Source organism: Paraplanobispora takensis (assembly GCF_016863195.1).
Lineage (GTDB): Bacteria > Actinomycetota > Actinomycetes > Streptosporangiales > Streptosporangiaceae > Planobispora > Planobispora takensis.
Genome location: NZ_BOOK01000029.1, coordinates 66,352 through 91,268, shown reverse-complemented (window position 1 = coordinate 91,268; position 24,917 = coordinate 66,352). Strand labels below are relative to the sequence as shown.

Below are 24,917 nucleotides of genomic sequence, written 5' to 3'. Positions count from 1 at the left end.
TCCGTCAAACGCCTGATCCTCCTGATATGTTCATGTCATGGACGACGTCGACAGGATGCTGATCGGCCTGTTGCAGGAGGACGCCGCACGGCCGTACGCCGCGCTCGGAGCGGCGGTGGGCCTGTCGGCCGGCGCGGCCCACGAACGGGTCAGGAAGCTGCGCGAGCGCGGGCTGATCCGGCGGACCACGGTGGACATCGATCCGGTGGCGGCCGGCCGGGACGTGCTGGCGTACGTGATGGTCGACGGGAACACCTGGATGGGCGGGACCGGCGAGGCCCTGGCGGCGGTCCCGGAGATCGAGGAGGCCCACGTCATCGCGGGCCCGGCCTCGCTGCTGGTCAAGGTGCGCGCCTCCAGCACCCGGGAACTGCAGGACGTGCTGCGCCGGGTCTTCAAGATCGACGGGGTGACCGGGACGCAGACCGTCGTGGTGCTGGAGACCTTCTTCGAGCGCGGCGTCCACGTCCCGGGAGCCCCATCCGATTCAGGAGACAAGTGACGTTTCAGCGCGATGCAAGTGACTTCGGATATCCATAGAGGGCAACAAACCGCACAAGCAGGAGAACGAACAACCGTGTTCCGTACCGTCGCCCTCACCGCCGGCGCCATCGTCATCGCCCTGTCCTCGCTCGTCGCCTGCACCGTGGACGACGAGGCGTGCGCCGCCTCGGCCAGTGGTACGGCGATCGCCCCGTTCGCCCAGGCCACCAAGGGTCCCAAGGGCTCCTCGTCGAGCCAGAAGCCGAAGACCAAGAAGAAGGTCGACGTCGACATCGACGACTGCGACTGAGCGCGAGCACGCCTGAGCGCATCCGAGCACCTCAGCGGCCCCGCGCGCACGCCGCTCCCCGGTCACGCCGCGCGGGCCGGGGTTTCGTCCGGCAGAATAATTTTGATATAGCGCGATAAAACGGGGTTGGTGAAGGTGGCCGGACTCTCCGGAAGGGCGTCCGCCCGTCACCGGGGGACGGCCGCGGCGGCCGTGCTCGTGGCCGTCCTGCTGGGGACGAGCGCCTCGGTACCGATCCTGCCCGCCGTCACCCCGAACCGGCTGACCGCCATCGCCCACGCGATCCGGGCCGGGGACGGACGGCCCGGCTGGCCCGGCGGGGCGATCCCCTACTCCTGGGGCGGCGGCCACGCCGAGCGGCCCGGGCCCTCGCTGGGCACCTGCCGGGGCTATCGGGGCTCGATCAGACCGTGCCCCGCCACCAGGACCCGCGGCCTCGACTGCTCGGGACTGGCCCGCTGGGTCTATCACCTGGCCTACGGCCGCGACGTCCTGGGCCCGGGCAACACCGACGACCACGTCCGGCGGCTCACGAAGGTCCCGGCCCGGCTGGCGCGCCCGGGCGACCTCGTCTTCTACGGCACGGTGAAAAGGCGCAAGGTGAGGACCCACCACGTCGGCGTCTACATCGGCGAGGGCAAGATGATCAACGCGTTGCGCACCGGGACCACGGTCAGGATCGACCCCCTGACCCGGGTCAGGGGCTTCGCCGGGTTCTTCCGTTACCTTTGACCGGCCGGAGCCCGGTGATCGTCCCGGGCCCGGTCCGTGATGATCCCCGCCATCGAGGAGAGCCATGCGCCTGGGCGTGATGTTCGACCGCGACCTTCCCCCCGAGGACCTCGTCCCCTTCGCCCGCCGCCTGGACGGCGTCACGCAGGTCGACGACCTGTGGGTGGTGGAGGACCTGGGCTGGACGGGCTCGATCTCGTCGGCCGCCACGGCGCTGGCCGTCACCGAGCGGCTGCGCGTGGGCATCGGGATCACCCCGGCCCCGCTGCGCAACCCCGCCCTGCTGGCCATGGAGCTGGGCAACCTCGCCCGCGTGCACCCGCACCGCCTGGCCGCCGGGATCGGCCACGGCGTGCAGGAGTGGATGCGCGGCGTCGGGGCGCTCGCGCCCTCGCCGCTGGCGCTGCTGGAGGAGACCATCGTGGCGGTGCGGGCGCTGCTGCGCGGCGAGAGGGTCACCTGCGACGGCCGCGCCGTACGGCTGGACGGGATCGGCCTGGTGCATCCGCCCGCCGTACCGCCGCCGGTCCTGGCCGGTGTGGTACGGCCCCGCTCGCTGGAGCTGTCCGGGCGGGTGGCCCAGGGCACGATCCTGCCCGAGGGGTTCGACGCCGGGCGGGTACGGCGGGCCCGCGCGATGATCGGCGAGACCGGCGGCGACCACGAGGTGGTGGTGTTCGTCCACCTCTACGTCGGCGACGACCCCGAGGAGGTCCGCGCCGCCGTCCTGCCCGCGGCCACCGGACAGGCGGAGTTCCTGGGCGTCGCGCCGCACGAGGTGCCCATGGCCGCCGGACCGGCCGAGACCGCGGCCGGGGTCGTCAGGTCGCTGTGGGAGGCCGGGGCCGGCACCGTGGTGCTGCGCCCGATCGGGTCCGACCCTCTGGGCCACGTCGACCGGATCCTGCCCGCCCTGCGCTGATCCGGGTACGGCGCCGCCCGGGGAACCGGGCGGCGCCGTACCCGCACGGACCACGCCCCGGACGGGACCGCACCCGGGCAGACCGCGTCCCGGACGGACCGCACGGACCGCCGGACATGCCGCGCCGCAGGCACGCTCAGGAACGGTTGCGGAACCCGGTCAGGCGGCGCAGGACGTCCCACCAGAAGGGAGCGCCGAACAGCAGGGCGACGACCGTCAGGATGAAGCCGGGCCAGTGCCCCGGGCTGCTCACGCGGTCCCACCAGAGGGCGCCGTTCCAGTTCAGGGACGGGTCCTCACCGCCCGGCGGGATCGTGATGCTCACGATGGCGTGGTCGAAGACCTTGACCATGGCGGGCGAGCTGAGGGACTCGGTCACGCAGTCGTACGGCTTGGCCCCGGCGCACTTCTCCTCCAGCGCCGTCAGGCCCCCCTCGCTGCCGCCCGCGATGGCCGCCACCCCGGCCCGGAAGGCGTTGTCCCGCAGCAGCGTCTTGCCGTACTCCAGCGCGTCCATGCCGAACAGCAGCGTCAGCGTCACCCCGAGGGCGAACACCACCCACTTGACGTAGCGGCGGTAGAGGTTGGACAGGCGCTGCATCTCCCCGTCGAACCAGTTCTCCACGCCGCGGCGGAACTTCTCCAGGTCCCGCTGCGCGCCCTCCCACACGCCCCGCAGGTGCCCGGCCAGCGGGCTGTTGATGGCCTCCAGCTTGGTCAGCAGGCCCTCGACCCCGTCCTCCTCGGCGGAGACCAGCTCCATCACCGCGCCGGAGAAGCGCTCGGGCGGGATGTCGGAGATGCTGGTCCGCTTCCCCTTGGGGTGGTCGATCTCCTGCAGCCGCTGGTAGATCCGCTCGGTCATGTCGATCTTGGGGACCGGCTCGTCGGCGGCCAGCACGGTGGCGGGGTCCACCGGCACCGGCGCGACCACGGGGGGAGCCGGGTCCGGGCTGTGCTCGGGACGGGGGTCGTCCTTGGAGAAGGGCAGCTTGGCGAAGACGTCGGCGACCTTGGTGGGGATCCACGACTTCCCCTCCTCCGAACCGCCGTCCAGGGTGTCGCGCAGGTAGGCCCACAAAAACTTGCTGCGGATCCCGAGCATCCGGACGAAGGCCTCGTTGATCCCGCTGACCAGGAGCGACAGCAGCAGGAAGGCCAGGACGAGGCCGATGGCCAGATCAGCGTAAACGGATATCAAAACGGATCACCCGGACTGTTGATACACGCCGGTCAGAGCGGGCGCAACAGGAACCCGAAACCCCGTGGATATCGGTCTTTCCGGATCTGCCGGTCCTCGCGGAAGGACCCGTCGGTCCTCCTGGAGGAGTCGTCAGTCCCCGTAGAAGACGCGCTCCACGACGGTGCGGGCGCGGCGGGTGACGCGCAGATAGTCGTTCATGAAATCCTCGCTGCCCTCGGGCGGGTAGCCGAGGGCGCGGGCGATGAGCGCGCGCTCGCGGACGTCCGCCGGGATGGAGTCGGCCGCGCGGCCCTTGACCAGGACGATCGCGTCCCGGATCCGGGAGGCGAAGCACCAGGCCTCGGCCAGCACGGCCTCGTCGGCGGGGTCGAGCAGCTTCTCGGCGACCGCCGCGCGCAGCGCCTGCAGGGTCCGGGTGGTGCGCAGGGACGGCAGCCGCCCGGCGTGGCGCAGCTGGATGAGCTGGGCCACCCACTCCACGTCCGACAACCCGCCCCGGCCGAGCTTGGTGTGCAGGGTGGGGTCGGCCCCGCGCGGCAGCCGCTCGGCCTCCATCCGCGCCTTCAGTTTGCGGATCTGCAGCACGGCGGCGTCGGACACGCCCTCGGGCGGGTAGCGCAGCGGGTCGGCCAGGTGCAACAGGGCCACCCCGAGTCCGGCGTCCCCGGCGCAGAAACGGGCGCGCAGCAGCGCCTGGGCCTCCCACGGCGACGACCAGCGCCCGTAGTAGGCGGCGTAGGAGGCCAGCGTGCGGACCAGCGGCCCCTGGCGGCCCTCCGGGCGCAGGTCGGGGTCGACGGTCAGCGGCGGGTCGGGAGCCGGCAGGGCCAGCAGCCGGCGCAGCTCGTTGGCCACGGCGTGGGCGGCGTCGGTCGCCTCCTTCTCCGGCACCTCCGGCAGCGGCTCGTGGACGAACATCACGTCGGCGTCGCTGCCGTAGGAGCACTCCAGGCCGCCCAGGCGGCCCATCGCGATCACCGCGAACCGGGTGCCCAGCGGGGTCCGCCGCTCCATCTCGACCTTGGCGATCGCCGCGTCCAGGGCGGCCTGGATCGTCACGTCGTTGAGGTGGGACAGCGTCTGGCCGACCCGTTCGATGTCGATGATCCCGTCCAGGTCGGCGACCGCCGTACGGAACAGCTCCTTGCGCCGCAGCGCGCGCACGGCGGCGACCGCCGTCTCGGCCTGGTGCGGGTGGCGGCCGACCACGGTCCGCGCCTCCGACAGCAGCGCCTCGGGGCGCCGGGGTTCCAGTTCGGTGTCGGAGCCGAGCATCGCCACCGCCTCGGGGGCGTGCATCAGCAGACCGGTGGCGTATCTGCTGGTGCCCAGGAGCCTGGCCAGCCGGGCGGCCACCGCGGTCTCGTCGCGCAGCAGCCGCAGGTACCAGGCGGTGGCGCCGAGCTTGTCGGAGACCTGGCGGAATCCCAGCAGCCCGGCGTCGGGGTCGGGGGCGTCGGCGAACCAGCCGAGCATGACCGGCAGGAGCGTGCGCTGGATGGCGGCCCGGCGGGAGACGCCGCTGGTCAGCGCGCTGATGTGGCGCAGCGCCCCGGCGGGGTCGGTGTAGCCGAGCGCCTCCAGGCGGGCCTGGGCCGCGGCGGTGGACAGGCGGTCCTCCGACTCGGGCAGCCGGGCCACGGCCTGCAGCAGCGGCCGGTAGAACAGCTTCTCGTGCAGGCGGCGGGCCTCCATCGCGTGCCGCCTCCACCGGGTGGTGAACTCCCCCACCGGGTCGCTGGTCATGCCCAGCCCGCGCCCGAGCCGCCGCAGGTCGCCCTCCCCCTCGGGCACCACGTGGGTACGGCGCAGCCGGTGCAGCTGGATCAGGTGCTCGACCTGGCGCAGGAAGCTGTAGGCCTCGGCCAGTGCCTTGGCGTCGTCGCGGCCGACGTAGCCGCCCCGCGACAGCGCGGCCAGCGCGGGCAGCGTGGCGCGACGGCGCAGCATGGGGTCCAGGCGGCCGTGCACGAGCTGGAGCAGCTGGACGGCGAACTCGATGTCGCGCAGCCCGCCGGGGCCGAGCTTGATCTGCCGCTCGGCCTCCTCGACGCGGACGTGCGCCTCCACCCGGCGGCGCATCGCCTGCACGTCCTCGACGAACTTCTCGCGCGTGGCGGCCTGCCAGACCATCTCGTTCATCGCGGCGACGTAGCGTCCGCCGAGTCCGGGGTCCCCGGCGACCGGCCGGGCCTTCAGCAGCGCCTGGAACTCCCAGGTCTTGGCCCAGCGCCGGTAGTAGGCCTGGTGGCTGGCGAGGGTGCGCACCAGCGGCCCCGCCTTGCCCTCGGGGCGCAGCGCCGCGTCCACCTCCCACAGCGCGCCCTCGGGGGTGGTGGCCGAGCAGGCGCGCATCATCCCCTGGGCCAGCCGGGTGGCCAGCCGTACGGCCTGCGTCTCGTCGGCGCCCTCCCCGGCGTCCTCGCCGGGCTCGGCCACGAAGATCACGTCGACGTCGCTGATGTAGTTGAGCTCGCGTGCTCCGCACTTGCCCATGCCGATGACGGCCAGCCGTACGCCCGCGGCCTCGGGGTGCTCCGACCTGGCGACGGCGAGTCCCGCCTCCAGCGCGGCGCCGGCCAGCGCCGACAGCTCGGCTGTGACCTCGGCCAGCGAGGCCTCCCCGATGACGTCCCTGGCGGCCAGGTGCAGCAGGCGGCCCCGGTAGGCGACGCGCAGCGCGGACAGGGTCTCGGTGGAGGCGTCGCGGGCGCGCGGCCCGGGTTCGTCGGGTTCGGCTCCGACCGCCAGCAGCAGGTCGGTGCGGAGCTCCTCCTGCGACGGGCGGCGCGCGGCCGCCTCGCCCTCCAGCAGGCGCCGGTGCTCCGGATGCCTGACCACGTGGTCCCCGAGGGCGGCGCTGACGCCGAAGACGCCCAGGAGCCTGTCCCGCAGGCCGGGATCGGAACGGAGCGCTCCGAGAACGCTCGGATCCCGCTCGGCGAGCCGGTTGAGCGAGGTGAGCGCCAGGTCGGGATCGGCCGCGCCGACGAGGGAGTCCAGCAGTGCGACGTCGCCGACGGCCTCCGGCCCCAGCTCGTCGAGGAGCCGCTCGGCCCTGGCCCCGTCGGCGAAGCCGAGCCGGGCCAGCCGCCCGGCGGTCGTCTGCATGCGGGGCACGGTCTCCACCGCCCCTTCCTCGTCTCCGATCGCAAGCACCACTGACCTTCCTCAATCTTGCACCAGGGGATCAACGGCAAACACGCCACGTCGTCGGAGCGTCGCCGCCACGGTAGTTCGGAAACGGTGCGGAGTCGTCAGCGGTTTCTCCGCGTAATCAGCCGATCACGGCTTCCCGGCCACGGCGGCGAAGCGCTCGGCGAAGGGCCTCCAGCTCGCGACGAGCCGGGCCTCGGCGGCCTTGACCTCCGCGTTGAGGTCCTCGACGCGGTAGTCCTGGCCCGTCAGGTAGTCGGCGGAGTCATTCGTCCAGTTCACGAATATCTCCGGGGTGGCCTCGGGGTGGAACTGCACCGCCCAGGCCCGCTCCCCCAGCCGGTAGGCCTGGTTGGGATAGGCCTCCCCGGTCGCCAGCGGCACCGCCCCCTCGGGCAGGCGGGTCATCGCGTCACGGTGGTACTGCACCGCCACCGCGGGCTCCGGGCCGTCCAGCAGACCGCGCAGAAGCGGATCGTCCCGCCCGGCCGGGAGCGGCAGGACGCGGCACGCGCCGACCTCCAGGCCCCGCTCGCCGCGCTCGACGCTCCCCCCGCAGGCGAGCGTCATCAGCTGCGCCCCCAGGCAGATCCCCAGCGTCGGCACGCCGCCGGCGACCGAGCGGCGCAGCAGGTCGCGGGTGGCGGGCAGCCAGGGGTACTGCTCGTCCTCCCAGGCCGCCGCCTCGCCGCCGAGCACGACCAGCCCGTCGGCAGCGCGTTGCGGCACCGCCTCGCCCAGGTACGGCCGGGCGACCTCGCAGACGGCTCCGGCCCCGGTCAGCCACTCGGCGAGGTACCCCGGACCGGCTGCGGCCTCGTGTTCGATGACGGTAATCCTCATGCGGTAATTATGGGGCGTGCAGCCGGTTTTCCCGGGTCGCCGCAGGCCGGACTCATCGCAGGCCACGCTCGCCTCAGGCCGCGCTCGTCTCAGGCCGCGGCGCCCACCCGCCGGGCGGCCAGGCGCCCGGGATCCGGCCAGCGCACGTCCCAGGCCCAGCCGAAGCGCTCGAACAGCCAGATCAGCCGGGCACTGGGGTCGACCTGGCCGCGGAGCACGCCGTGCCGGGCGCAGGTGGGGTCGGCATGGTGCAGGTTGTGCCAGGCCTCGCCCAGCGAGATCACGGCCAGCCACCACACGTTCCGGGAGCGGTCCCTGACCGCGAACTCCTCCTTGCCGAAGGTGTGGCAGATCGAGTTGATCGACCACGTCACGTGGTGCTGGGCGAAGATGCGCACCAGCCCGCCCCAGAAGTAGGCGGTGAGCGCCGCGTGCCAGGAGCCGCCCCACAGCCCGCCGATCAGGGTGGGCAGTCCCAGCGAGAGCAGCACGACCGGCACGTACGCCAGGTCGTGGGACAGCAACCTGATCGGCCGGTCGGCGAGCAGGTCGGGGCAGAAGCGCCGCCGGGAGGTGCGCTCGGAACGGAACAGCCATCCCACGTGGGCGTGGAACAGGCCCTTGCCCAGCCCGACGAACCCCGGCCCGAACCGCCACGGCGAGTGCGGGTCGCCGTCCCGGTCGGCGTACTTGTGGTGGCGCCGGTGGTCGGCCACCCAGCGGATGACCGGCCCCTGCAGCGACATGCCGCCGGCGACCGCCAGCACCACCCGCAGCCAGGTCTTCGCCTGGAAGGAGCGGTGGGTGAAGTGCCGGTGGTAGCCGACGGTGATGCCGAACCCGGTGATCAGGTACATCACCACGGCGATGACCACGTCCCGCCAGCCCAGCCCCCAGCCCCAGGCGAAGGGGACGGCGGCCAGCACGGCCAGGAAGGGCACGACGACGAACAGGACGACGAGAAGGCGCTCGAACCACGGCACGGGTGCGGCGGCGAGGTCCGGCGGTGCGGCGGAAGGGGAGGCCATGTCCGCCGAAGGTAGTCGCGTCCCGCGACAAACTCTCCGCCCCGGATGGCGATTTATCCGGCGAAAATTATCACGCCGCTCATAAAGCGGCCCGGCCCCTCCCACGGGGTGGCGGAAGGGGCCGGATCACGGATCGTCGCGCTCCGGGCCGTCCCGGCCCCGGGCCGGAACGGTCCCGCGGGAGGGCGGCCTCAGGCCGGAACGATCCAGGTGGCCTTGGCGGCGGCGACCAGGGTGCCGTCCACCTCGTAGATCGCGCTCTCGCCGAAGAGCTTGCGACCCTCGCGGCCGGTGGCGCGGGCGACCACGGAGTAGGTGCCGCCGGGGTAGACGCGGCGGTGGACCCGGGCGGTCAGGCGGCCGAGCAGCGCGAACTCGCCGGGCCCGAAGTGGGCCCAGCCGGTGGCGCAGTCGAGCGCGGCCCAGACGACCGCGTCGGGGACGACTCCGTCCTGGTCGGTGACGGTCATCGGCACCCGCCAGCCGGCGGCGACCAGGTCGGCGCCCTCCACCCGGCCGGGGAAGATCCGCAGGCCGTCGCCGGGCTCGCGCATGCCGCAGGCGAAGCAGCCGGGGAAGGCGTGGCCCGTCAGTCCGGCGAAGCCGCGCTCGGCGTGGGCCGCCTCGTTGAAGGGCACGAACGCCGGGGCCTCGATGTCCTCGGCGACGGTGATCGCCTCGACCAGGAGGGTCTCGCCGTGGGTGAGGGTGGCGGTGTTGGCCAGCTGGCGCAGGTCCAGCTCGCTCTCCAGCGGCGTGGGCGCGTGCAGCGTCACCTCGACGGCCGAGTCGTGGCGGGCGCCGTGAAGCGCCTCGGAGACCGTGCCCGCGATCCATCCGCCGTTCGCCGAGCCCTCGGGGCCGCGGAAACGTGCCGGGACGGTCACCACGGTCTGCAGACCGGCAGCCGTCGTCATGCCGCACCTCCTGTCGCCTTTAAGGCGATTGATCCAGATATATAACCTGCATAGGGACCGACCGATTTTACCGGAACAGGGGTCGATAGCCCCAATCAGGGGTGACCGAAGACCTGATCCCGGTTGACGATCTACCCTTGACGCGGCGGTGAATCCTCTCCCGGCCGATCTCCTCCCGCCGGATCCCCCGCCGCCGGATCCCCTCCCGGTGAATCCCCTCCGTGCGCCCGATTCCGGATTCCCGCTCAGGGCCCGGCCGCGGTGCACACGTCCCGGTACGGCCGGCCGGGCACGTGACGCGCCCATTCGTCCGCGGTGAGGGTACGGCCGGCCCGGTCGCAGACCGCGCGGGCGACCCGCCCGGGGTCGAGGTCGGTGCGCCCGATGACCCCGTCGCGCCCGGCGCTGAGCAGCGTCCCGTCCGGGGTGACCGCCAGCGCGACCACGTCGTCGGTGTGCCCGGACAGGGCGACGACCTGCTCGCGGGTGGTCAGGTCCCACAGGCGGACCGTGTCGTCGCGCGAACCGGTGGCCAGCGTGTTGCCGGCCAGGGCGGTGGTCGTCACCAGCTCGGAGTGGCCCCGCAGCGGCGGGTCGGTGACCTGCCGGCTCCCGGCGTCCCACAGGCGGACCGAGCCGTCGGGATCGCCGACGAGCAGCGTGCGCCCGTCCCCGCTGTAACGCAGGACCGCGCTCTTGCGGGTGGCGGGGAACGCCGGGCGGGCCGCACCGGTGATCGCGGCCACGCTGACCCCCCTGTCCCCGAACACGCTCAGCTCCCCGCCGTCGGGGCGCACCGCCAGCCCCCAGCCCTGCTCCGGGCGGTCCAGGACCGTCGCCGACTCCTGCCGCCGCCCGGCCACGTCCCAGGAGACGATCGCGTCGTGGTCCACGGCGACCAGGCGCCGCCCGGCGGGATCGAAGGCGGGCAGGGTGATGTCCGGCTTCGGCAGCGTCGCCGGATCCCCCGGCAGCAGGCGGGGGCCGGTCCGGGCGAGCGTCCCGGCGGCCTTCCCGGACGCCGCGTCGACCAGGGTGATCTCGGCTCCCGCGACGGCGAGCGTGCGCCCGTCCGGGCTGAAGGCCAGGCGGTGATCGGTGTTCGTCTCGGCCGGCGGCAGGAACTCGTCCGTGTCGGGGTCGGCCCACGGGCCGGTGAGCCGGGCCCGGCGCCGTCCGGTCGCGGTGTCCCACAGCGCGAGCGTGGCCGTGCGGCTGCGGTAGTCGCGCGGGTTGCGCACCCTGAGCGTGGCCAGCAGGCTCCCGTCCGGGCTGAAGGCGGCGTCCACCAGGAAGCCCTCCCCGCCGGTCGCGAGCTTCGGCCTGGTCAGGTCCGCCACGTCCAGGACGCGCACGGACACCCCGTCGCCGACCACGAGGGTCCGGTCGTCGGGGCCGAAGCGCACGTCCTCGGGGTCGGCCAGGGCCAGCGGATGGCGCAGCACCCGGATGCCGTCGTAGGGCGCCCACGCCGCGTGGTCGATCCGCCACATGGTCACCTCGTGGCCGCCGCCGATCGCCAGGAACCGGCCGTCCCCGCTGAACTGCATCCCCCCGAAGTTCTCCCCCGGCTGGTAGCGCAGCGTCATGAACGGCCATTCCGGGCTCTCGCGGGGCCTGTACAGCTTCACCACGCCCGGCTCGCTGAGCACCGCCAGGGTCCTGCCGTCCGGGCTGAACTCCGTGTACATCGCCGGGTCGCCCGAGGCCGGCGAGGGCCAGCCGCCCTTCTCCGGGACGGTCCCGATCATCGTGCGCCGGTTCAGGTCCCAGACCTGGATGTCGGTGACGTAGCGGACGAGCGCGCCGTACCGGCCGTCCCCGCTGACCGACCCCCAGCGCTCCGCGGAGGTCTCGGGGAACCACCTGGGCAGCGTGCCGTCGCCCGAGTCCCGCCACTGCGCCAGCAACGCCTCGAACCCGTCGGACGACAGCTCCGACGGCGTGACCCGCCCGGTCCGCCCGTCCCAGACGCGGTCGCGGTCGCCCCGCATCGCCAGCCGGGTGCCGTCGGGGCTGAGCTGGAAGCCGTACACGTCCCGGGGGATGCCGGTGATCTTCGACACCTGCCTGCGGGTGGCGAGGTCCCAGATCCGCCCCTCCGTGCCGGCCACGACCGCCAGCCGCCCGCCGCGCGCGTCCATCACCGTGGCGGGCGGATCCTCCACGCTCGCCGGAAGCTCGCCCGCGGGGAGGGTGAACGCCGCCGTCTCCCGCTGTCCCGCCGACTCCAGCAGCGCCGTGCGGGCCTCGGGGACCGGGGCGGTCCTCCAGGCCGCCACGCCGAGCAGCCTGGCGGTCTCCGGGGCCACCGGGCGCAGCCGTCCGGCCTGCCCGGCCAGCGAGCGGGCCACCGCCTCGTCCAGCCGCGCGGCGACCTTCGTCCGCTCGGCGTCGGCGGCGCGGCGCTGCTGCTCGGCCAGGAGACCGGCCAGGACCGCGACGACCGTCAGCGTGGCCAGCGCAGTGGTGAACAGCCTGCGCCGCCGTACGGCACGCCGCGTGGCGGCCGTGCCCTCGTCCAGGAACCGGGTCTCCAGCGCGTTGAGGTCCACGTAGTGGCGGCCGGTGGTGGCCCACTCGCGGGCGATCTCCAGCGGGGTGCCCTGGTAGAGGTCGCCGGGCTTGCGGCCGTGCTCCTCCCACAGGCGGGCGGCCTCGCCCAGCCGCCGGTGGATCGGCAGCCCCGTGCGCTCGGCCTCCAGCCAGGAGTGCAGGCGCGGCCAGGCCCGCAGGAGCGCGGCGCCGGCCGGCCGTACCGTGCTCTCGTCCCGGAAGAGCAGCCCCGCCCGGATGAAGGCGGCCAGCACCGGCTCGTCACTCGGCGCGAACTCGCTCAGGGCGGCGCGGCGCACGGTGTCGGCGCCGCTGTCACCCGGGACCACCATGCGCAGCATGATGCGGGGCACCGCCTCCTGCCCGGCCGGGCCCAGCGCGGCGTAGACGTCCTCGGCGACCGCCCCGAGCCCGCGGGAGACGGTGTCGGGGCTCCGCGGGGCGCGCAGGCCCGCCGCGGCCCTGGCCCCCTCGTCGAGCAGGCCGCTCCCCTTGCCGACCAGCCCGAGCAGCAGGTCGCGGGCGGCCGGCCGGGCCTCGGGGTCCTTGTCCAGCGCGGCGGCGGCCAGGGAGCGCAGGGGCTCGGGCAGCATGTCCACCGACGGCTCGCGGGTGAGCACCCGGTGCATGACCGCGCCCACGCTGTCGGCCTCGAACGGGCTGTGCCCGGTCGCCGCGAACAGGACCGTCGCCCCCCAGGCGAAGACGTCGGCGGCGGGGCCCACCCGCGCGGCGGTCAGCGTCTCCGGGGCCATGTACGGCGGGGTGCCGACGACCTGGGCGGGGAAGCTGAGCGAGGTCTCCTTCGTCTTGGCGATGCCGAAGTCGATGACGCGGGGCCCGTCGGGGCCGATCAGCACGTTGTCCGGTTTGAGGTCGCGGTGCACGACGCCGGCCTCGTGGACGGCGGTCAGCGCGGTCGCGATCGCCACGGCCAGCCGCATGAGACGGTCGCCCTCGAACACCCCGCCCATCTCCACCGAGCGGCGCAGGCTCGGGCCCTCGACGTACTCGCTGACGATGTACGGCTTGGGCCCGGTCGTCTCGGCCGCGATCAGCCGCGCCGTGCAGAAGGAGGCGACCCGCTGCGCCGCGGCCGCCTCCCTGGCGAAGCGGTTGCGCAGCACCGGGTCGGCGGCCACGTCACCGTGCAGCACCTTGACCGCGACCCGGCGGCCCGTCTCGTCGTATGCGTCGTAGACGACTCCCTGGCCCCCCTGACCCAGCCTCCCGGCCAGCCAGTATCCCCCCAGCCGCTCCGGATCCCCCGGGGCGAGCCCGCTGCGTCCCACCGCACACCTCCACGACACCTGACGGTGGTTGGACGCACGGGGGGAGCGGGTTGTTCGCGCCGGAACCGGACCGGTCCCGCCCGCTGTCGCGAAGAGCCCGCCGGACTTCTCAGCCGGTCGGCGAATAGGAGAAATCGCGCGGCGTCAAGCGCCGGACTGGCAGGAAGCGGCACCCACGAACAACATGATGATCCTGTTTTGTCTGTTTTCGGAGAGCCGGGAGGCGCACATTCGAGGGCGTGAGGAAAATCGAGAACGCGTGAAAGGTGCGAGAAATGACGAACGCAGTGACTCATCCTTCCACTCTGCGCGCCGCCGCCAAGCCGTCGATCACGGTCCTGCCCGACCTGGTCTCCTGCGAAATCCAATGGCCGGAGCCGGAGACGTGGGTCAACCACGAGGGGAAGCCGGAGCCGTACATCTCCCTCGACTCCGGCGATCCGGGGGTGCGCGGGCTGTTCCGCTTCCGCCCCGAGACGGCCCTGCCGCTGAACCAGCTGGTGGAGGTGCTGCTGTGCGGGGACAGCACGCTGACGCGCGGGGAGCGCGAGCTGATCGCCACCTACGTGTCGGCGCTGAACGAGTGCCGGTTCTGCTTCTCCACCCACGCGGCGTTCACCGCCGTGCGCTTCCCCGAGGGGATGGAACTGGTGGACCGGGTGCTCGCCGACCCGGCCGGCGCCCCGGTCCCGGCCAAGCTCAAGGCCCTGCTGGCCATCGCCGGCGCGGTCCAGCGCAGCGGCAGGGCCGTCACCGGGGATCTGGTCGCCGAGGCCAGGCGCGAGGGCGCCACGGACGTCGAGATCCACGACACCGTGCTGATCGCCGCGGCCTTCTGCATGTTCAACCGCTACGTCGACGGCCTCGGGACGGTCGCCTCGGACGACCCGGCCCACTACGCCGAGCGGGCGCGGCGGACCGGGGGGTACGTGGCGGTGCTGGCCGAGGCGCTGCGCCAGGGGTGAGGAGCCGGTGCCGCCGGTGCGCGCACCGGCGGCACCGGAAGCCATCAGGCTCGCCGGAAGCCCTCAGGCTCATCGGCGCGAGCCCGTCAGGCTCATCGGCGTGAGCCCCGTCAGGCGAAGAACTCGTCGACGGCGTAGGCGTCCTGGGGGAAGCTCCAGCGCTCGCTGATCCTGCCGCCGGCGACGCGGAACACGTGCACGCCCCGCTCGTCCAGGACCCGGCCCTCGCGCTCGCCCCGGATGTGCAGCAGCGCGGCCACCCGCCCGTCGTCGGACAGGAAGGCGTCCGGCTCGAACCGCAGCACGCCGCCGAGCTCGATGAACTTCGCCAGGTAGCCGGCCACCTCCTCCTTGCCGCGGTAGTCGCCGGCCAGCGCGCCCCGGCCGGGGATGTGGAACGTCACGTCGTCGGCGAGCAGGTCGTCGCGGAACCGGTCCAGGTCGCCCTTGGCCAGGGCCTCGTAGCTCTCGCGGACGACCGTGACGTCCGGGTGTTCTGACATGAAAGGAACTCCTTGCGGTGGGATGAGCCTTCCGGAACGTGAGTGACGTTACGCCCGATTCACCGAAATCGACAATACGGCAATAACAGACTTACCGTATGGCCAGGCGGACCCGACAATTCCCGGAATAGTGACGAACCCTTATTGCAACAATAGGGGTGAATCCGGCATTGACAGCCGGACGGCGATGTGGCGATCATCAGGATCGGTCGGGCGGATTCGTTCGTCGCGTAAGTGGATTTTCCACGCGTCCGTATAAGGAGCGCCATGCCGCACATCTCCCTCAACTCCGACGACCCGGGAATCCGCGGCCTGTTCCGCTTCCGCCCCGAGACGGCCCTGCCGCTGAACCAGCTGGCCGAGGTGCTGCTGCGCGGAGAGAGCACGCTGACGCGCGGGGAGCGCGAGCTGATCGCGGCCTACGTCTCCGGCCTCAACGAGTGCCGGTTCTGCTGCTCCTCGCACTCCGCCTTCGCCGCGGCCCAGTTGCCCGAGGGCATGGAGCTGGTGGAGCAGGTGCGCGCCGACCCGGCCGGCGCGCCGATCCCGGCCAAGCTCAAGGCCCTGCTGGCCATCGCCGGCGCGGTCCAGCGCAGCGGCAGGGCCGTCACCGAGGACCTGATCCTCAGCGCCCGGCGCGAGGGCGCCACCGACGTCGAGATCCACGACACCGTGCTGATCGCCGCGGCCTTCTGCATGTTCAACCGCTACGTCGACGGCCTGGGCACCTTCGCCCCCGACGACCCGGCGGCCTATGCCGCGATGGCCGAGGTGATCGTCACGGCCGGATACGCGCGCGAGGCCGCCCCGGCGGAGCAGCGGGCCCGATGACGGCCGGAGCCGGGGGGCGCGCCCATCGCTATCTGATCATCGGTGCCGGTCCGGGCGGACTGCAGCTCAGCTACTTCCTGCAGCGCGCCGGGGCCGACTATCTCACCCTGGAGCGCGAGGCCGGGCCCGGGGGGTTCTTCCGCCGCTATCCGCGCCACCGCAGGCTGATCTCGCTGAACAAGGTCCACACCGGCCAGAAGGACCCGGAGATCGCCCTGCGCTGGGACTGGAACTCGCTGCTCAACGACGAGCCGGAGCTGATGTTCCCCCGCTACTCGCAGGATTACTTCCCCCAGGCCGACGACCTGGTCCGCTATCTCACCGACTTCCAGCGCGGGCACCGGCTCAACGTGCGCTTCTCCACGCCCGTCGACCGGATCGAGAAGACCGGCGACCGCTTCGCCGTACACGCCGGGGGTGAGGTCTTCCACGCCGAGTGCGTGATCGTCGCGGCCGGGTGGGGCGGGCCGTACGTCCCCGACATCCCCGGGATCGAGCTGGCCCGGGGGTATGAGGACATGCCCGTCTCCGGGGAGGACTTCACCGACCGGCGGGTCCTGATCATCGGTAAGGGCAACTCGGCGTTCGAGACCGCCCAGGCCCTGCTCGGCCACGCGGCGGTGGTCCACCTGGCCAGCCCGAGCCCGGTGCGCCTGGCCTGGACGAGCAAGCATCCCGGCCACGTGCGCGGCCAGTACGGCGCGCTGCTGGACAGCTACTGGTTCAAGACCCTGCACGGGGTGCTGGAGTGCGACGTCGACCGGATCCGGCGCGACGGCGACCACTTCGAGGTCGCCATCACCTACACCCTGGCCGACGGCGAGCAGGCGCTGCTGGAGTACGACGACGTGCTGCGCTGCACCGGCTTCACCATGGACACCTCGCTCTTCGACGACTCCTGCCTGCCCGAGCGCGTCCCCGGCGGGCGGCTTCCGGCGATCCGCCCCGACTTCCGGTCGGTCAACGTCGACGGCCTGTACTTCGCGGGCACCCTGATGCAGGCCCGCGACTTCAAACGCGCCTCCTCGGCGTTCATCGACGGGTTCCGCTACAACCTGCGCACCATGACCGCCCTGCTCCGCGAGCGCTACGAGGGCGTCCCGCTCGACCGGCGGACCCTTCCGGCCGACCCGGACGGGCTGACCACCGCCATGCTGGAGCGGGTCAACTACAGCTCGGCGCTGTGGACGCAGTTCGAGTACCTGTGCGACGTGTACGTGGTCGACGAGACCACCGGGGAGGTCACACGCTACGAGGACCTGCCGGAGGACTACGCGGTCGAGCGCTTCGGCGGGCACCCGCTGTACTTCACCGTCACCCTGCGCTGGGGGCGCCGGGACCATCCCGACGTGTTCGCCATCCGGCGGCACCCCACCCCCGAGCGGGCCGACGAGAGCGCCTTCCTGCACCCGGTCGTGCGGGCCTGGCGGCACCGTGAGCAGACGGGCGAGCAGCACCTGCTGGAGGACCTGATGGCCCGCTGGCTGGATCCGGTACGGCACGTGCGGCCGCTGCGCGACTTCCTGGCCGCGCGGCTCGCCTCAGGGGAGGCTCACCCGGCCTGAGCGGTGTCCCGCTCCACCAGCCGCGCCACCAGATCGTCGACCACGTCGGCGGGCCGCCCGCGCCGGCCGAGGGCGGCCCGCTGACGCGCCGCCCCGGTGCCGGCGGCGCGCAGCCACGCCATCCGCCCGCCGACCATGTCCAGGTCGCCGGTCTCCTCCAGGGCCGGGCCGATGTGCCGCAGCAACGCCTCCAGCAGCTCGCCGGCGGGCCGCAGCCGGCCGGTGCCGGGATCGACGCCGTGCCCGTCCAGGCCGTCGCGCGCCGCCCGCCAGTAGGCCGCGCGCAGCCGCTCGGCCGGCAGCGGCGGGCCCGGGTCGCCGCGCTCCACCCGCTGCAGGGACGTCACCACCAGGCCGCGCACCACGGCCGCGAGCATCGCCGACTCCCCCGCGGTGGCGGGCACGTCGGCCACCCGGACCTCCAGCGTCGGCAGCCGCGCGGACGGCCGTACGTCCCAGAAGATCGTCCCGGGGTCGACCAGCGCCCCCGACTCGGTCAGCGCCGCGATCGTCTCCTCGAACTCGGCGAGGGAGGCGAAGTACGGCGGCGGCCCGGCCACCGGCCACTTGCCCCAGCACAGGGCCCGCCAGCTGGCGTAGCCGGTGTCGCGTCCCGCCCACAGCGGCGAGTTGGCCGTCATCGCCAGCAGCACCGGCAGCCACGGCCGCAGGTGGTTGCCCACCAGCACCGCCCGCTCCCGGTCCGGCAGGTGCACGTGGACGTGCCCGGCGCAGATGGCCTGCTCGTCGTGGAGGGACCGGTAGGTGGCGATGCCCACCTCGTAGCGCGGGTCCTCGGTGATCAGCGGCGGGACGACGTCACCCAGGACCGGCGTCCCCGAGGCGACCACGGCGAGCCCCTCCCGCTGCGCCGCGGCGGCCATCGCCGCCCGCATCCGCCGTATCCGCTCCTCCAGCTCGGAGGTGCGCGCGCACGGCGCCGTCTTGGCCTCCACCTGGTACCGGGTGATCTCCGAGCTGACCGTCCCGCCGAGCTCGGCCGCGGCCCGCTCCAGCACCGCGGCCGCCCGGGGCGCCGCCTCGCGGGTGAGGGGGTCGACGACGAAGTACTCCTCCTCCACCCCCACCAGCGGGCAGAGCGCGTCGAAGGGCATCGGACGCGCGGAGTCCGCGGTCACGGTCATCTGCACTCCCAGCGGGGAACGCCTCCCCCGCGATCGACGGCACGGTGATCGACGCCGCCACACTATCGACCGGACCGCGACCGCACAGGCGGAAGATCGCCTTTCTCCCGGAAAGCAGGGGCCTGTCGTCGGCCGACAGGGGTGGTGGAGGAGGACGTCACGGGGCCGGGACGGTCACAACCCGTCATACGGATCGGCCGGGTCCCCCCGATCACCGTCGGCGGTGCTCGCGGAACCCCGCCTCGAATCGCAGGGCCCGCCCGGCCACCGCGGCGCCCAGGAAGACGAGGAGCACCTGGAACGGCGGGTCCCGGTCATGCCGGAGAGCGTCCCACGTTGATCCACAAGTGCGGAACCCCTCCGCGGTCCCGCAGCTGCTGCGTCCCTAGGGCGGGCTCCCCGCCGGGCCCCGCGGCTCACCTCCACGGGCGCGGGCAGAACCCTCGCGCCCGACCGGTCACCGCCGGCCTGCGGTCACAGGACCGGCAGATAGCGGCCGAGCTCGTATTCGGTGACCTGGCGGCGGTACTCGCTCCACTCGGCGCGCTTGTTGCGCAGGAAGTAGTCGAAGACGTGCTCGCCGAGGGTCTCGGCGACCAGTTCGCTGCGCTCCATGGTGGCGATGGCCTCGTCCAGGGACTGCGGGAGGGGGGCGATGCCGAGGGCGCGGCGTTCGGCGCTGGTCAGGGCCCAGACGTCGTCCTCGGCGCCGGGGGGCATCTCGTAGCCCTCCTCGATGCCCTTCAGACCGGCGGCGAGGATCACCGCGAAGGCGAGGTAGGGGTTGCAGGCGGAGTCGAGCGAGCGGAACTCGATGCGGGTGGAGCCGCTCTTGTGCGGCTTGTACATCGGCACGCGGACCAGGGCCGAGCGGTTGTTGTGGCCCCAGGAGATGTAGCTCGGGGCCTCGCCGCCCTGGCCGGCGATCGCCTCGGCGCCGCCCCACAGGCGCTTGTAGGAGTTGACCCACTGGTTGCAGACGGCGGTGATCTCGGCGGCGTGGGCCAGCAGGCCGCCGATGAAGGCGCGGCCGGTCTTGGACAGCTGGTACTCGGCGCCGGGCTCGTGGAAGGCGTTGCGGTCGCCCTCGAACAGCGACATGTGGGTGTGCATGCCGGAGCCGGGGTACTCGGTGAAGGGCTTGGGCATGAAGCTCGCCCAGATGCCCTGCTCCAGCGCGACCTCCTTCATGATCAGACGGAAGGTCATGATGTTGTCGGCGGTGGTGAGCGCGTCGGCGTAGCGCAGGTCGATCTCCTGCTGGCCGGGACCGCCTTCGTGGTGGCTGTACTCGACCGAGATGCCCATCGACTCCAGCATCATGATCGCCTGACGCCGGAAGTCGTGGCCGGAGCTGTGCGGGGTGTGGTCGAAGTAGCCGCCCTCGTCGATGGGCTCGGGCCGCGTGCCGCGCTCGGGCCGGTTCTTCAGCAGGAAGAACTCGACCTCGGGATGGGTGTAGAAGCTGAAGCCCATGTCGGAGGCCTTGGCCAGGGTCTTCTTGAGCACCCAGCGCGGGTCGGCGTGCGAAGGCGAGCCGTCCGGCATGAGGATGTCGCAGAACATCCGGGCCGCGCCCGGGTTCTCGCTGCGCCAGGGCAGGATCTGGAAGGTCGCCGGGTCGGGCTTGGCCAGCATGTCCGACTCGTAGACGCGGGCGAAGCCCTCGATGGCCGAGCCGTCGAAGCCGATGCCCTCGGCGAAGGCTCCCTCGAGCTCGGCCGGGGCGACGGCGACGGACTTGAGGAACCCGAGAACGTCGGTGAACCAGAGCCGGATGAACCGGATGTCGCGCTCCTCGAGCGTCCGGAGAACGAACTCCTGCTGGCGGTCCAAGGCCTCTCCTCCACTGACGGCGCGATGCGACACGCCTGGTCGTCTATCAGTCTGCCCGCTGCGTGTTTCGCACACGTTACGAGGAACGGCGCCGCGATACCGCATCGGCCTCGTCACGGCCCCGATCCCAGTGTCCTTCCCGCCGCGCCCGCACGGAACCGTGCCCGGCCGCCGGGATCCGGGAGCGGGAAGGCCGGGACATCAGGAGGAGCAGACCAGGGAGTCGCCGACCGGGGTACGGCTGTAGACGACCTCGCGGCCGAGCCGGCGGCGGGCCGCCAGCCCGCCGTCGGTCAGGACGGTCAGGTGCTGGCTGACCGCCCCGGGCGTGAGGTCCATCCGCCGGGCCAGGGCCGAGGTGGTGACCGGGTCGGCGAGGGCGGTGAGGATCTGCGCGCGGGTGCGGCCGATCAGCGCGGCCAGGGCGCCGGGCGCGGGCGGCGGGCCGGTGGTCCACAGGGTGCCGACGCCGGTGGCGGGGTAGATGAGCATCGGCTGGTACGGCTCGACCATCACGGCGGTGTCCGGCCACCAGAAGGCGGTCGGCACGAGCACCAGGCCGTCGCCGCCCAGCGGGGCGGAGTACTCCCAGCGGCGCGCGACGGCGAGCCTGTCGCCGCGCCAGGTGACGTTCGGGTGCAGGTCGGCGAAGAGCTCCCGGGCGCCGCCCGCGGCCAGCTGCCGGGAGCGGCGCGTCACCTCGCTCTCCAGCAGGCCGTGCACGCGGGGCCAGAACTCGGCGAAGGCAGCCTCCCAGTAGCGCCGGAGGGTGTCGGCGACCCGGGCCACCCCGGCCGCGGGGTCGGCGACGAACCGCTCGATGATCCGCGGGTCGGCCCCGGAGACCCAGCCCGCCTCCGCGGCGGCCCGATCGGGCGGCGTGCGCCGTACCCGCTCCAGCTCGGCGGCGAAGTCGGGCACCGGGGTCTCGGGGGTGGGGGTCATGAAGTCGACCATGTAGCCGTTCTTGGGGACCAGCGCGAACAGCTCGGACAGGTCCAGCCCGGCCAGGCGGGGCCGTACGGCGCGCACCCAGGGCAGGTGCAGGGAGCGCCTGGCCGGATCGCGGAGCGTGCGCAGGCTGGCCACCAGCTCCCAGATCGGCGAGAAGGCGAAGCGGATGCGGGCCACGTCGTGGGGGGCGAAGATCCACTCGACGTGGCAGGAGTTCTTCCGGGCCCCGCCCTCCTTCGATCCTTTAGGCACGGCTAAAAGATTCGCACCTTTACGAACACCTGTCCAACGCTGGTCCCATGACGACCACGACCCTCTCCAAGCCCACCTTCCTGCAATCCAAGATCGGCGGTCTGCCCCGGGCCTTCTGGGCGCTGTGGACGGGGACGCTGGTCAACCGGGTGGGCATGATGGTCGAGCCGTTCATCGGCGTCTACCTGACCCAGGCGCGCGGCATGTCCCTGGCCGCCGCGGGCGCGGTGATGGCGGTCTTCGGGGCGGGTTCGCTGATCTCACAGATCCTGGCGGGCTGGCTGGCCGACCGGCTGGGGCGGCGGATCACGCTGACCGGAGGCATGATCGCGACCGCCGCGACCATGGTCGCGCTGGGGGCCAGCACCTCGCTGCCCGCGATCGTGGCCGCGATGTTCGTGCTCGGCCTGACGCTCGACGCCTACCGGCCCGCCTCCAACGCGCTGGTGGCCGACCTGGTCTCCGCCGAGGACCGGCCGCGCGCCTACGGCCTGCTGTTCTGGGCGCTGAACCTGGGCTTCGCGGTGGCGATGGTCGTCGGCGGCTGGCTGGCCGAGGCGGGTTACGGCTGGATGTTCTGGTTCAACGCGACCACCGCGGTGATCTTCGGGCTGCTGGTGTGGCGGGCGGTGCCGGAGACCAGGCCGGAGCCGGACCGGCGCGAGGGCGCCGCGGGCGGCGGGTTCGGCACGGTGCTCGGGGACCGGCTGATGGTCGCCTATCTCGCGGTCTGCGTGCTCTCCAGCCTGGTCTACGCCCAGGCGTTCACGACCCTGCCGCTGGCCATGACCGGCGCGGGGTTCGGCGAGGTCGGCTACGGCCTGGTCATGGCCGTCAACGGCATCCTGATCGTGCTGATCCAGCCGCTGACGGCCGACTGGTTCGGCAGGCGGGACCACAGCACCACGCTCGCGATCGGGTTCGCGGTGATCGGCGGCGGCTTCGCGCTGACCGCCCTGGCCTCCAGCGTCATCGGGTACGCGCTCACCGTGGTCGTCTGGACGCTGGGCGAGATCGTCACCGCGGGCATCCCCGGCGCCATCGTGGCCTCCCTCGCCCCCGCGCACCTGCGCGGGCGCTACTCGGGCATGTTCGGCTTCTCCTGGTCGGCCGGGACCATGCTGGCCCCGCTGGTCGGCACCCGGCTGCTCGACGCCGGGCCCACCGCCCTCTGGCTGACCATCGGCGCGATCGAGCTGGTGGCCGCCGGCGGCCTGCTCGCGATCGGCCCGGCGCTGCGCCGCCGTACCGGATCAATATCGCGTTGAACGCATTTTGATTGAACATTTGCTCACTGCGACTAATGTCCCTCTAAGTCCGTACATAAAGGGGCCATATGACGCGCAAGCTGGGCGGATCGGCCCCGGCGAGCTTCTTCGCCGGGGCGAACGGCCGCATGCGCCTGGGCGGGGTGCTGATCGCCGTCCTGTCCGTGGCCCTCGAATGCACCAACATCGTGGTGACCGCCAAGCTGCCGCAGCCCGGCTACACCCCCCTGCCCTTCGCACCCGAGGACATGGCGGGCACGGCCTTCCCGATCTTCGGCGCCCTGCTGATCCTCCGGCGGCCCCGGCTGCTCATCGGCTGGCTGCTGGCCCTGGGCGGCCTGGCCTGCGCGGTCAACATCCTGGCGGCCAACGCCGCCCTGCTGCAGGCGCCCACTCCTTACGTCTTCGGCGCGCCCAAGCCGCTGTGGGTGATCGTCGGCCAGAGCTGGGCCCTGGCGACCTTCCTGCTGGGCGTGCTGCTGCCGCTGCTGTACCCGACCGGCCGCCTGCCCTCGCCCCGCTGGCGATATCTGATCGCCGCGGCCGTCCTGGTCGTGGGCGCCGACGCCCTGCGGTCGGCACTCGTCCTTCTGGAGGCGGTCGCGCCCGTGCCGGCCCTCACCGAGGCCCTGCGCGCTCTGACCTCGGGGGTGATGGGCCTGGCGTTCGCCTCGCTGGCGATCCGCCTGCGGCGCGCGGGACCGGCCGAGCGGCGCCAGATCATCTGGCCCCTGTTCGCGTTCGCGGGCCTGATCGTCCCGTGGGCGATCGGCGGCTCGGTCTGGTGGCTGGCCTCGTTCACCGTCCCGCTCATCCCGGCCGCGATCGCGTTCGCGATCCTGCGGCACGGGCTCTACGGCATCGACACCCTCCTCAGCCGCGCCCTGGTCGGCGCGGGCCTCGTCGGTGTCATCGGCGGCGCCTACGTCGCGGTGGTCGCGGCCTCCAGCGTGCTCCTGTCGGATGTGTACGAGATCGGCGGGCTGCTCGCCGCCCTGTGCGCCGGCGCCTTCTTCCACCCGCTGCGCACGCTGCTGCAGCGCGGCGTCGACCGGCTGCTCTACGGCAGCAGGGGCGACCCGGTGGCGCTGGCCGGGGAGCTGCGGCGGCGGCTGCAGCGGATCGACCCCGCCGAGGGCCTGCCCGCGGCGCTGGAGGTGCTGCGCGAAGGGCTGTCCGTCACCGGGGTGGCCGTGCGGTTCGCCGGGGAGCCCCCCGCCGGCGGGCAGGCCGGCGAGTGGCCCGCGCCGACGACCTCGGGCGAGCTCGGCGAGGTGGTCCGCGAGGTCGAGCTGGTCTGGCACGGCGAGCCGGTGGGCCGGCTGCTCATCGGCCCGCCGGGGGCCCGGCGGCTGCCCGCCGCGCACAACGAGCGTGTGATCGCCGCGCTCGCGCCGTACGTGGCCGATGCCGCCCACGCGGTCCGGCTGGTCGGCGCGCTGAGCCGCTCCCGCGAGCGGATCATCGCCGCCCGCGAGGAGGAGCGCCGCCGTCTCCGCCGCGACCTGCACGACGGCCTGGGGCAGTCGCTCAGCGGCATGGCCATGTCCATCAACGCGGCCCGCGGCTATCTGCACGAATCCCCCGAGAACGCCGAACGGCTGCTCGACGGACTGCGCTCCGGCATGGACAGCGTCACCAGCGACATCAGGCACCTGGTGTACGGCCTGCGCCCCCCGGCCCTGGACGACCTCGGCCTGGCCGGGGCGATCAGGGAGATGGCCGGGCCGGGCGTGCAGGTCGAGGTGGGCGGCGACCTGCACGGGCTGCCGGCCGCCGCCGAGGTGGCCGCCTACCGGATCGTCCAGGAGGCGCTGACCAACGTCCGCAAGCACGCGGGGGCCTCCGTCGTGCGCGTCTCGCTGGAGCGCGAGGGGCACCTGGGCGTCCGGGTGAGCGACGACGGGACGGGCGTGCCGCCCGACCGGCGCTCCGGTGTGGGGCTGGCCTCGATGCGCGAGCGCGCCGCCGAACTCGGCGGCACCTGCATGATCACATCGCCGCCCGGGGGCGGCACGGTGGTCGAGGCGGTGCTGCCCCTGACCCTCGACACGGAGCCCTGCCACTGACCCGATGTCCCACAGAACCCGCAGATCCCACAGCGAGTCTCACAACGGGATCTCACCGTGAGATCTCACCGTGAGATCCACAGCGA

At 73.1% G+C, this 24,917-nt stretch carries 19 protein-coding genes; 9 read left to right on the top strand and 10 right to left on the bottom strand.

Annotated elements, in window-relative coordinates; all coding sequences use genetic code 11:
* Positions 1-37 precede the first annotated feature (37 nt).
* The 4 genes from Pta02_RS19270 (at position 38) to Pta02_RS19255 (ending at position 2,447) form a co-directional block, all read left to right on the top strand.
* Positions 38-502 (top strand): Lrp/AsnC family transcriptional regulator, encoded by a 465-nt coding sequence (locus Pta02_RS19270; RefSeq protein ID WP_203876250.1) that lies wholly within the window; start codon positions 38-40, stop codon positions 500-502.
* A 75-nt stretch (positions 503-577) separates the two neighbouring features.
* Positions 578-793 carry a hypothetical protein gene (locus Pta02_RS19265; protein WP_203876249.1) on the top strand — a complete coding sequence of 72 codons (216 nt, stop codon included), beginning with the start codon at positions 578-580 and terminating at the stop codon, positions 791-793.
* Between the two features lie 129 nt (positions 794-922).
* Complete coding sequence (locus Pta02_RS19260) at positions 923-1,525, top strand: C40 family peptidase (RefSeq protein WP_239130936.1); 603 nt, start codon at positions 923-925, stop codon at positions 1,523-1,525.
* 64 nt (positions 1,526-1,589) lie between these two features.
* Positions 1,590-2,447, top strand: a complete 858-nt coding sequence (locus Pta02_RS19255; protein WP_203876247.1) for an LLM class flavin-dependent oxidoreductase — start codon at positions 1,590-1,592, stop codon at positions 2,445-2,447.
* A 136-nt stretch (positions 2,448-2,583) separates the two neighbouring features.
* Here the strand turns inward: Pta02_RS19255 and Pta02_RS19250 are convergent, their stop codons facing one another.
* From Pta02_RS19250 to Pta02_RS19225, 6 genes are all read right to left on the bottom strand, one after another.
* Positions 2,584-3,648 carry a hypothetical protein gene (locus Pta02_RS19250; protein WP_203876246.1) on the bottom strand — a complete coding sequence of 355 codons (1,065 nt, stop codon included), beginning with the start codon at positions 3,646-3,648 and terminating at the stop codon, positions 2,584-2,586.
* A 132-nt stretch (positions 3,649-3,780) separates the two neighbouring features.
* Positions 3,781-6,762: a bifunctional [glutamine synthetase] adenylyltransferase/[glutamine synthetase]-adenylyl-L-tyrosine phosphorylase gene (locus Pta02_RS19245; protein WP_203876358.1), complete on the bottom strand. Its 2,982-nt coding sequence runs from the start codon at positions 6,760-6,762 to the stop codon at positions 3,781-3,783.
* Positions 6,763-6,936: 174 nt separating this feature from the next.
* Positions 6,937-7,650, bottom strand: a complete 714-nt coding sequence (locus Pta02_RS19240) for a type 1 glutamine amidotransferase (RefSeq protein WP_203876245.1) — start codon at positions 7,648-7,650, stop codon at positions 6,937-6,939.
* Between the two features lie 89 nt (positions 7,651-7,739).
* Positions 7,740-8,678 carry an acyl-CoA desaturase gene (locus Pta02_RS19235; RefSeq protein WP_203876244.1) on the bottom strand — a complete coding sequence of 313 codons (939 nt, stop codon included), beginning with the start codon at positions 8,676-8,678 and terminating at the stop codon, positions 7,740-7,742.
* A 191-nt stretch (positions 8,679-8,869) separates the two neighbouring features.
* Positions 8,870-9,595 (bottom strand): PaaI family thioesterase, encoded by a 726-nt coding sequence (locus Pta02_RS19230; protein WP_203876243.1) that lies wholly within the window; start codon positions 9,593-9,595, stop codon positions 8,870-8,872.
* Between the two features lie 245 nt (positions 9,596-9,840).
* Positions 9,841-13,443, bottom strand: coding sequence for a WD40 repeat domain-containing serine/threonine protein kinase (locus Pta02_RS19225; protein WP_203876242.1), 3,603 nt, complete (start codon positions 13,441-13,443; stop codon positions 9,841-9,843).
* Positions 13,444-13,718: 275 nt separating this feature from the next.
* On the opposite strand from Pta02_RS19225, the gene Pta02_RS19220 reads away from it, so the two are divergent.
* Positions 13,719-14,408 carry a carboxymuconolactone decarboxylase family protein gene (locus Pta02_RS19220; RefSeq protein ID WP_203876241.1) on the top strand — a complete coding sequence of 230 codons (690 nt, stop codon included), beginning with the start codon at positions 13,719-13,721 and terminating at the stop codon, positions 14,406-14,408.
* Positions 14,409-14,518: 110 nt separating this feature from the next.
* Here the strand turns inward: Pta02_RS19220 and Pta02_RS19215 are convergent, their stop codons facing one another.
* A complete protein-coding gene (locus Pta02_RS19215; RefSeq protein ID WP_203876240.1) occupies positions 14,519-14,911 on the bottom strand; it encodes a nuclear transport factor 2 family protein in 393 nt (130 codons plus the stop codon).
* Positions 14,912-15,178: 267 nt separating this feature from the next.
* Here Pta02_RS19215 and Pta02_RS19210 point away from each other — a divergent pair, with 267 nt between their 5' ends.
* The gene (locus Pta02_RS19210; protein WP_203876239.1) at positions 15,179-15,742 is read left to right on the top strand and encodes a carboxymuconolactone decarboxylase family protein; all 564 of its coding nucleotides are present in this window, start codon (positions 15,179-15,181) and stop codon (positions 15,740-15,742) included.
* Entirely contained in the window at positions 15,739-17,307 is a 1,569-nt protein-coding gene (locus tag Pta02_RS19205) for an NAD(P)-binding domain-containing protein (protein WP_203876238.1), read from the top strand. The genes Pta02_RS19210 and Pta02_RS19205 overlap by 4 nt, the downstream gene beginning before the upstream one ends.
* Here the strand turns inward: Pta02_RS19205 and Pta02_RS19200 are convergent.
* From Pta02_RS19200 to Pta02_RS19190, 3 genes are all read right to left on the bottom strand, one after another.
* On the bottom strand, positions 17,295-18,452 hold the full coding sequence (locus Pta02_RS19200; protein ID WP_203876237.1) for a carboxylate-amine ligase: 1,158 nt from the start codon (positions 18,450-18,452) through the stop codon (positions 17,295-17,297). The two genes, Pta02_RS19205 and Pta02_RS19200, sit on opposite strands and share 13 nt — an antisense overlap.
* A 474-nt stretch (positions 18,453-18,926) precedes the next feature.
* Entirely contained in the window at positions 18,927-20,288 is a 1,362-nt protein-coding gene (glnA2, locus tag Pta02_RS19195; RefSeq protein WP_203876236.1) for a gamma-glutamylpolyamine synthetase GlnA2, read from the bottom strand.
* 201 nt (positions 20,289-20,489) lie between these two features.
* Positions 20,490-21,494, bottom strand: coding sequence for an ArsR/SmtB family transcription factor (locus tag Pta02_RS19190; RefSeq protein ID WP_203876235.1), 1,005 nt, complete (start codon positions 21,492-21,494; stop codon positions 20,490-20,492).
* 47 nt (positions 21,495-21,541) lie between these two features.
* On the opposite strand from Pta02_RS19190, the gene Pta02_RS19185 reads away from it, so the two are divergent.
* The gene (locus Pta02_RS19185; protein ID WP_203876234.1) at positions 21,542-22,762 is read left to right on the top strand and encodes an MDR family MFS transporter; all 1,221 of its coding nucleotides are present in this window, start codon (positions 21,542-21,544) and stop codon (positions 22,760-22,762) included.
* Between the two features lie 68 nt (positions 22,763-22,830).
* The gene (locus Pta02_RS19180) at positions 22,831-24,831 is read left to right on the top strand and encodes a sensor histidine kinase (RefSeq protein WP_239130928.1); all 2,001 of its coding nucleotides are present in this window, start codon (positions 22,831-22,833) and stop codon (positions 24,829-24,831) included.
* Positions 24,832-24,917 lie beyond the last annotated feature (86 nt).

Excerpts from the sequence above, each read along its gene's own strand:
- Pta02_RS19270 (WP_203876250.1), top strand. The coding sequence starts at position 38 with ATGGACGACGTCGACAGGATGCTGATCGGCCTGTTGCAGGAGGACGCC.
- Pta02_RS19255 (WP_203876247.1), top strand. The coding sequence starts at position 1,590 with ATGCGCCTGGGCGTGATGTTCGACCGCGACCTTCCCCCCGAGGACCTC.
- Pta02_RS19245 (WP_203876358.1), bottom strand. The coding sequence starts at position 6,762 with ATGCAGACGACCGCCGGGCGGCTGGCCCGGCTCGGCTTCGCCGACGGG.
- Pta02_RS19240 (WP_203876245.1), bottom strand. The coding sequence starts at position 7,650 with ATGAGGATTACCGTCATCGAACACGAGGCCGCAGCCGGTCCGGGGTAC.
- Pta02_RS19235 (WP_203876244.1), bottom strand. The coding sequence starts at position 8,678 with ATGGCCTCCCCTTCCGCCGCACCGCCGGACCTCGCCGCCGCACCCGTG.
- Pta02_RS19230 (WP_203876243.1), bottom strand. The coding sequence starts at position 9,595 with ATGACGACGGCTGCCGGTCTGCAGACCGTGGTGACCGTCCCGGCACGT.
- Pta02_RS19220 (WP_203876241.1), top strand. The coding sequence starts at position 13,719 with ATGACGAACGCAGTGACTCATCCTTCCACTCTGCGCGCCGCCGCCAAG.
- Pta02_RS19215 (WP_203876240.1), bottom strand. The coding sequence starts at position 14,911 with ATGTCAGAACACCCGGACGTCACGGTCGTCCGCGAGAGCTACGAGGCC.
- Pta02_RS19210 (WP_203876239.1), top strand. The coding sequence starts at position 15,179 with ATGCCGCACATCTCCCTCAACTCCGACGACCCGGGAATCCGCGGCCTG.
- Pta02_RS19205 (WP_203876238.1), top strand. The coding sequence starts at position 15,739 with ATGACGGCCGGAGCCGGGGGGCGCGCCCATCGCTATCTGATCATCGGT.
- Pta02_RS19200 (WP_203876237.1), bottom strand. The coding sequence starts at position 18,452 with ATGACCGTGACCGCGGACTCCGCGCGTCCGATGCCCTTCGACGCGCTC.
- Pta02_RS19185 (WP_203876234.1), top strand. The coding sequence starts at position 21,542 with ATGACGACCACGACCCTCTCCAAGCCCACCTTCCTGCAATCCAAGATC.
- Pta02_RS19180 (WP_239130928.1), top strand. The coding sequence starts at position 22,831 with ATGACGCGCAAGCTGGGCGGATCGGCCCCGGCGAGCTTCTTCGCCGGG.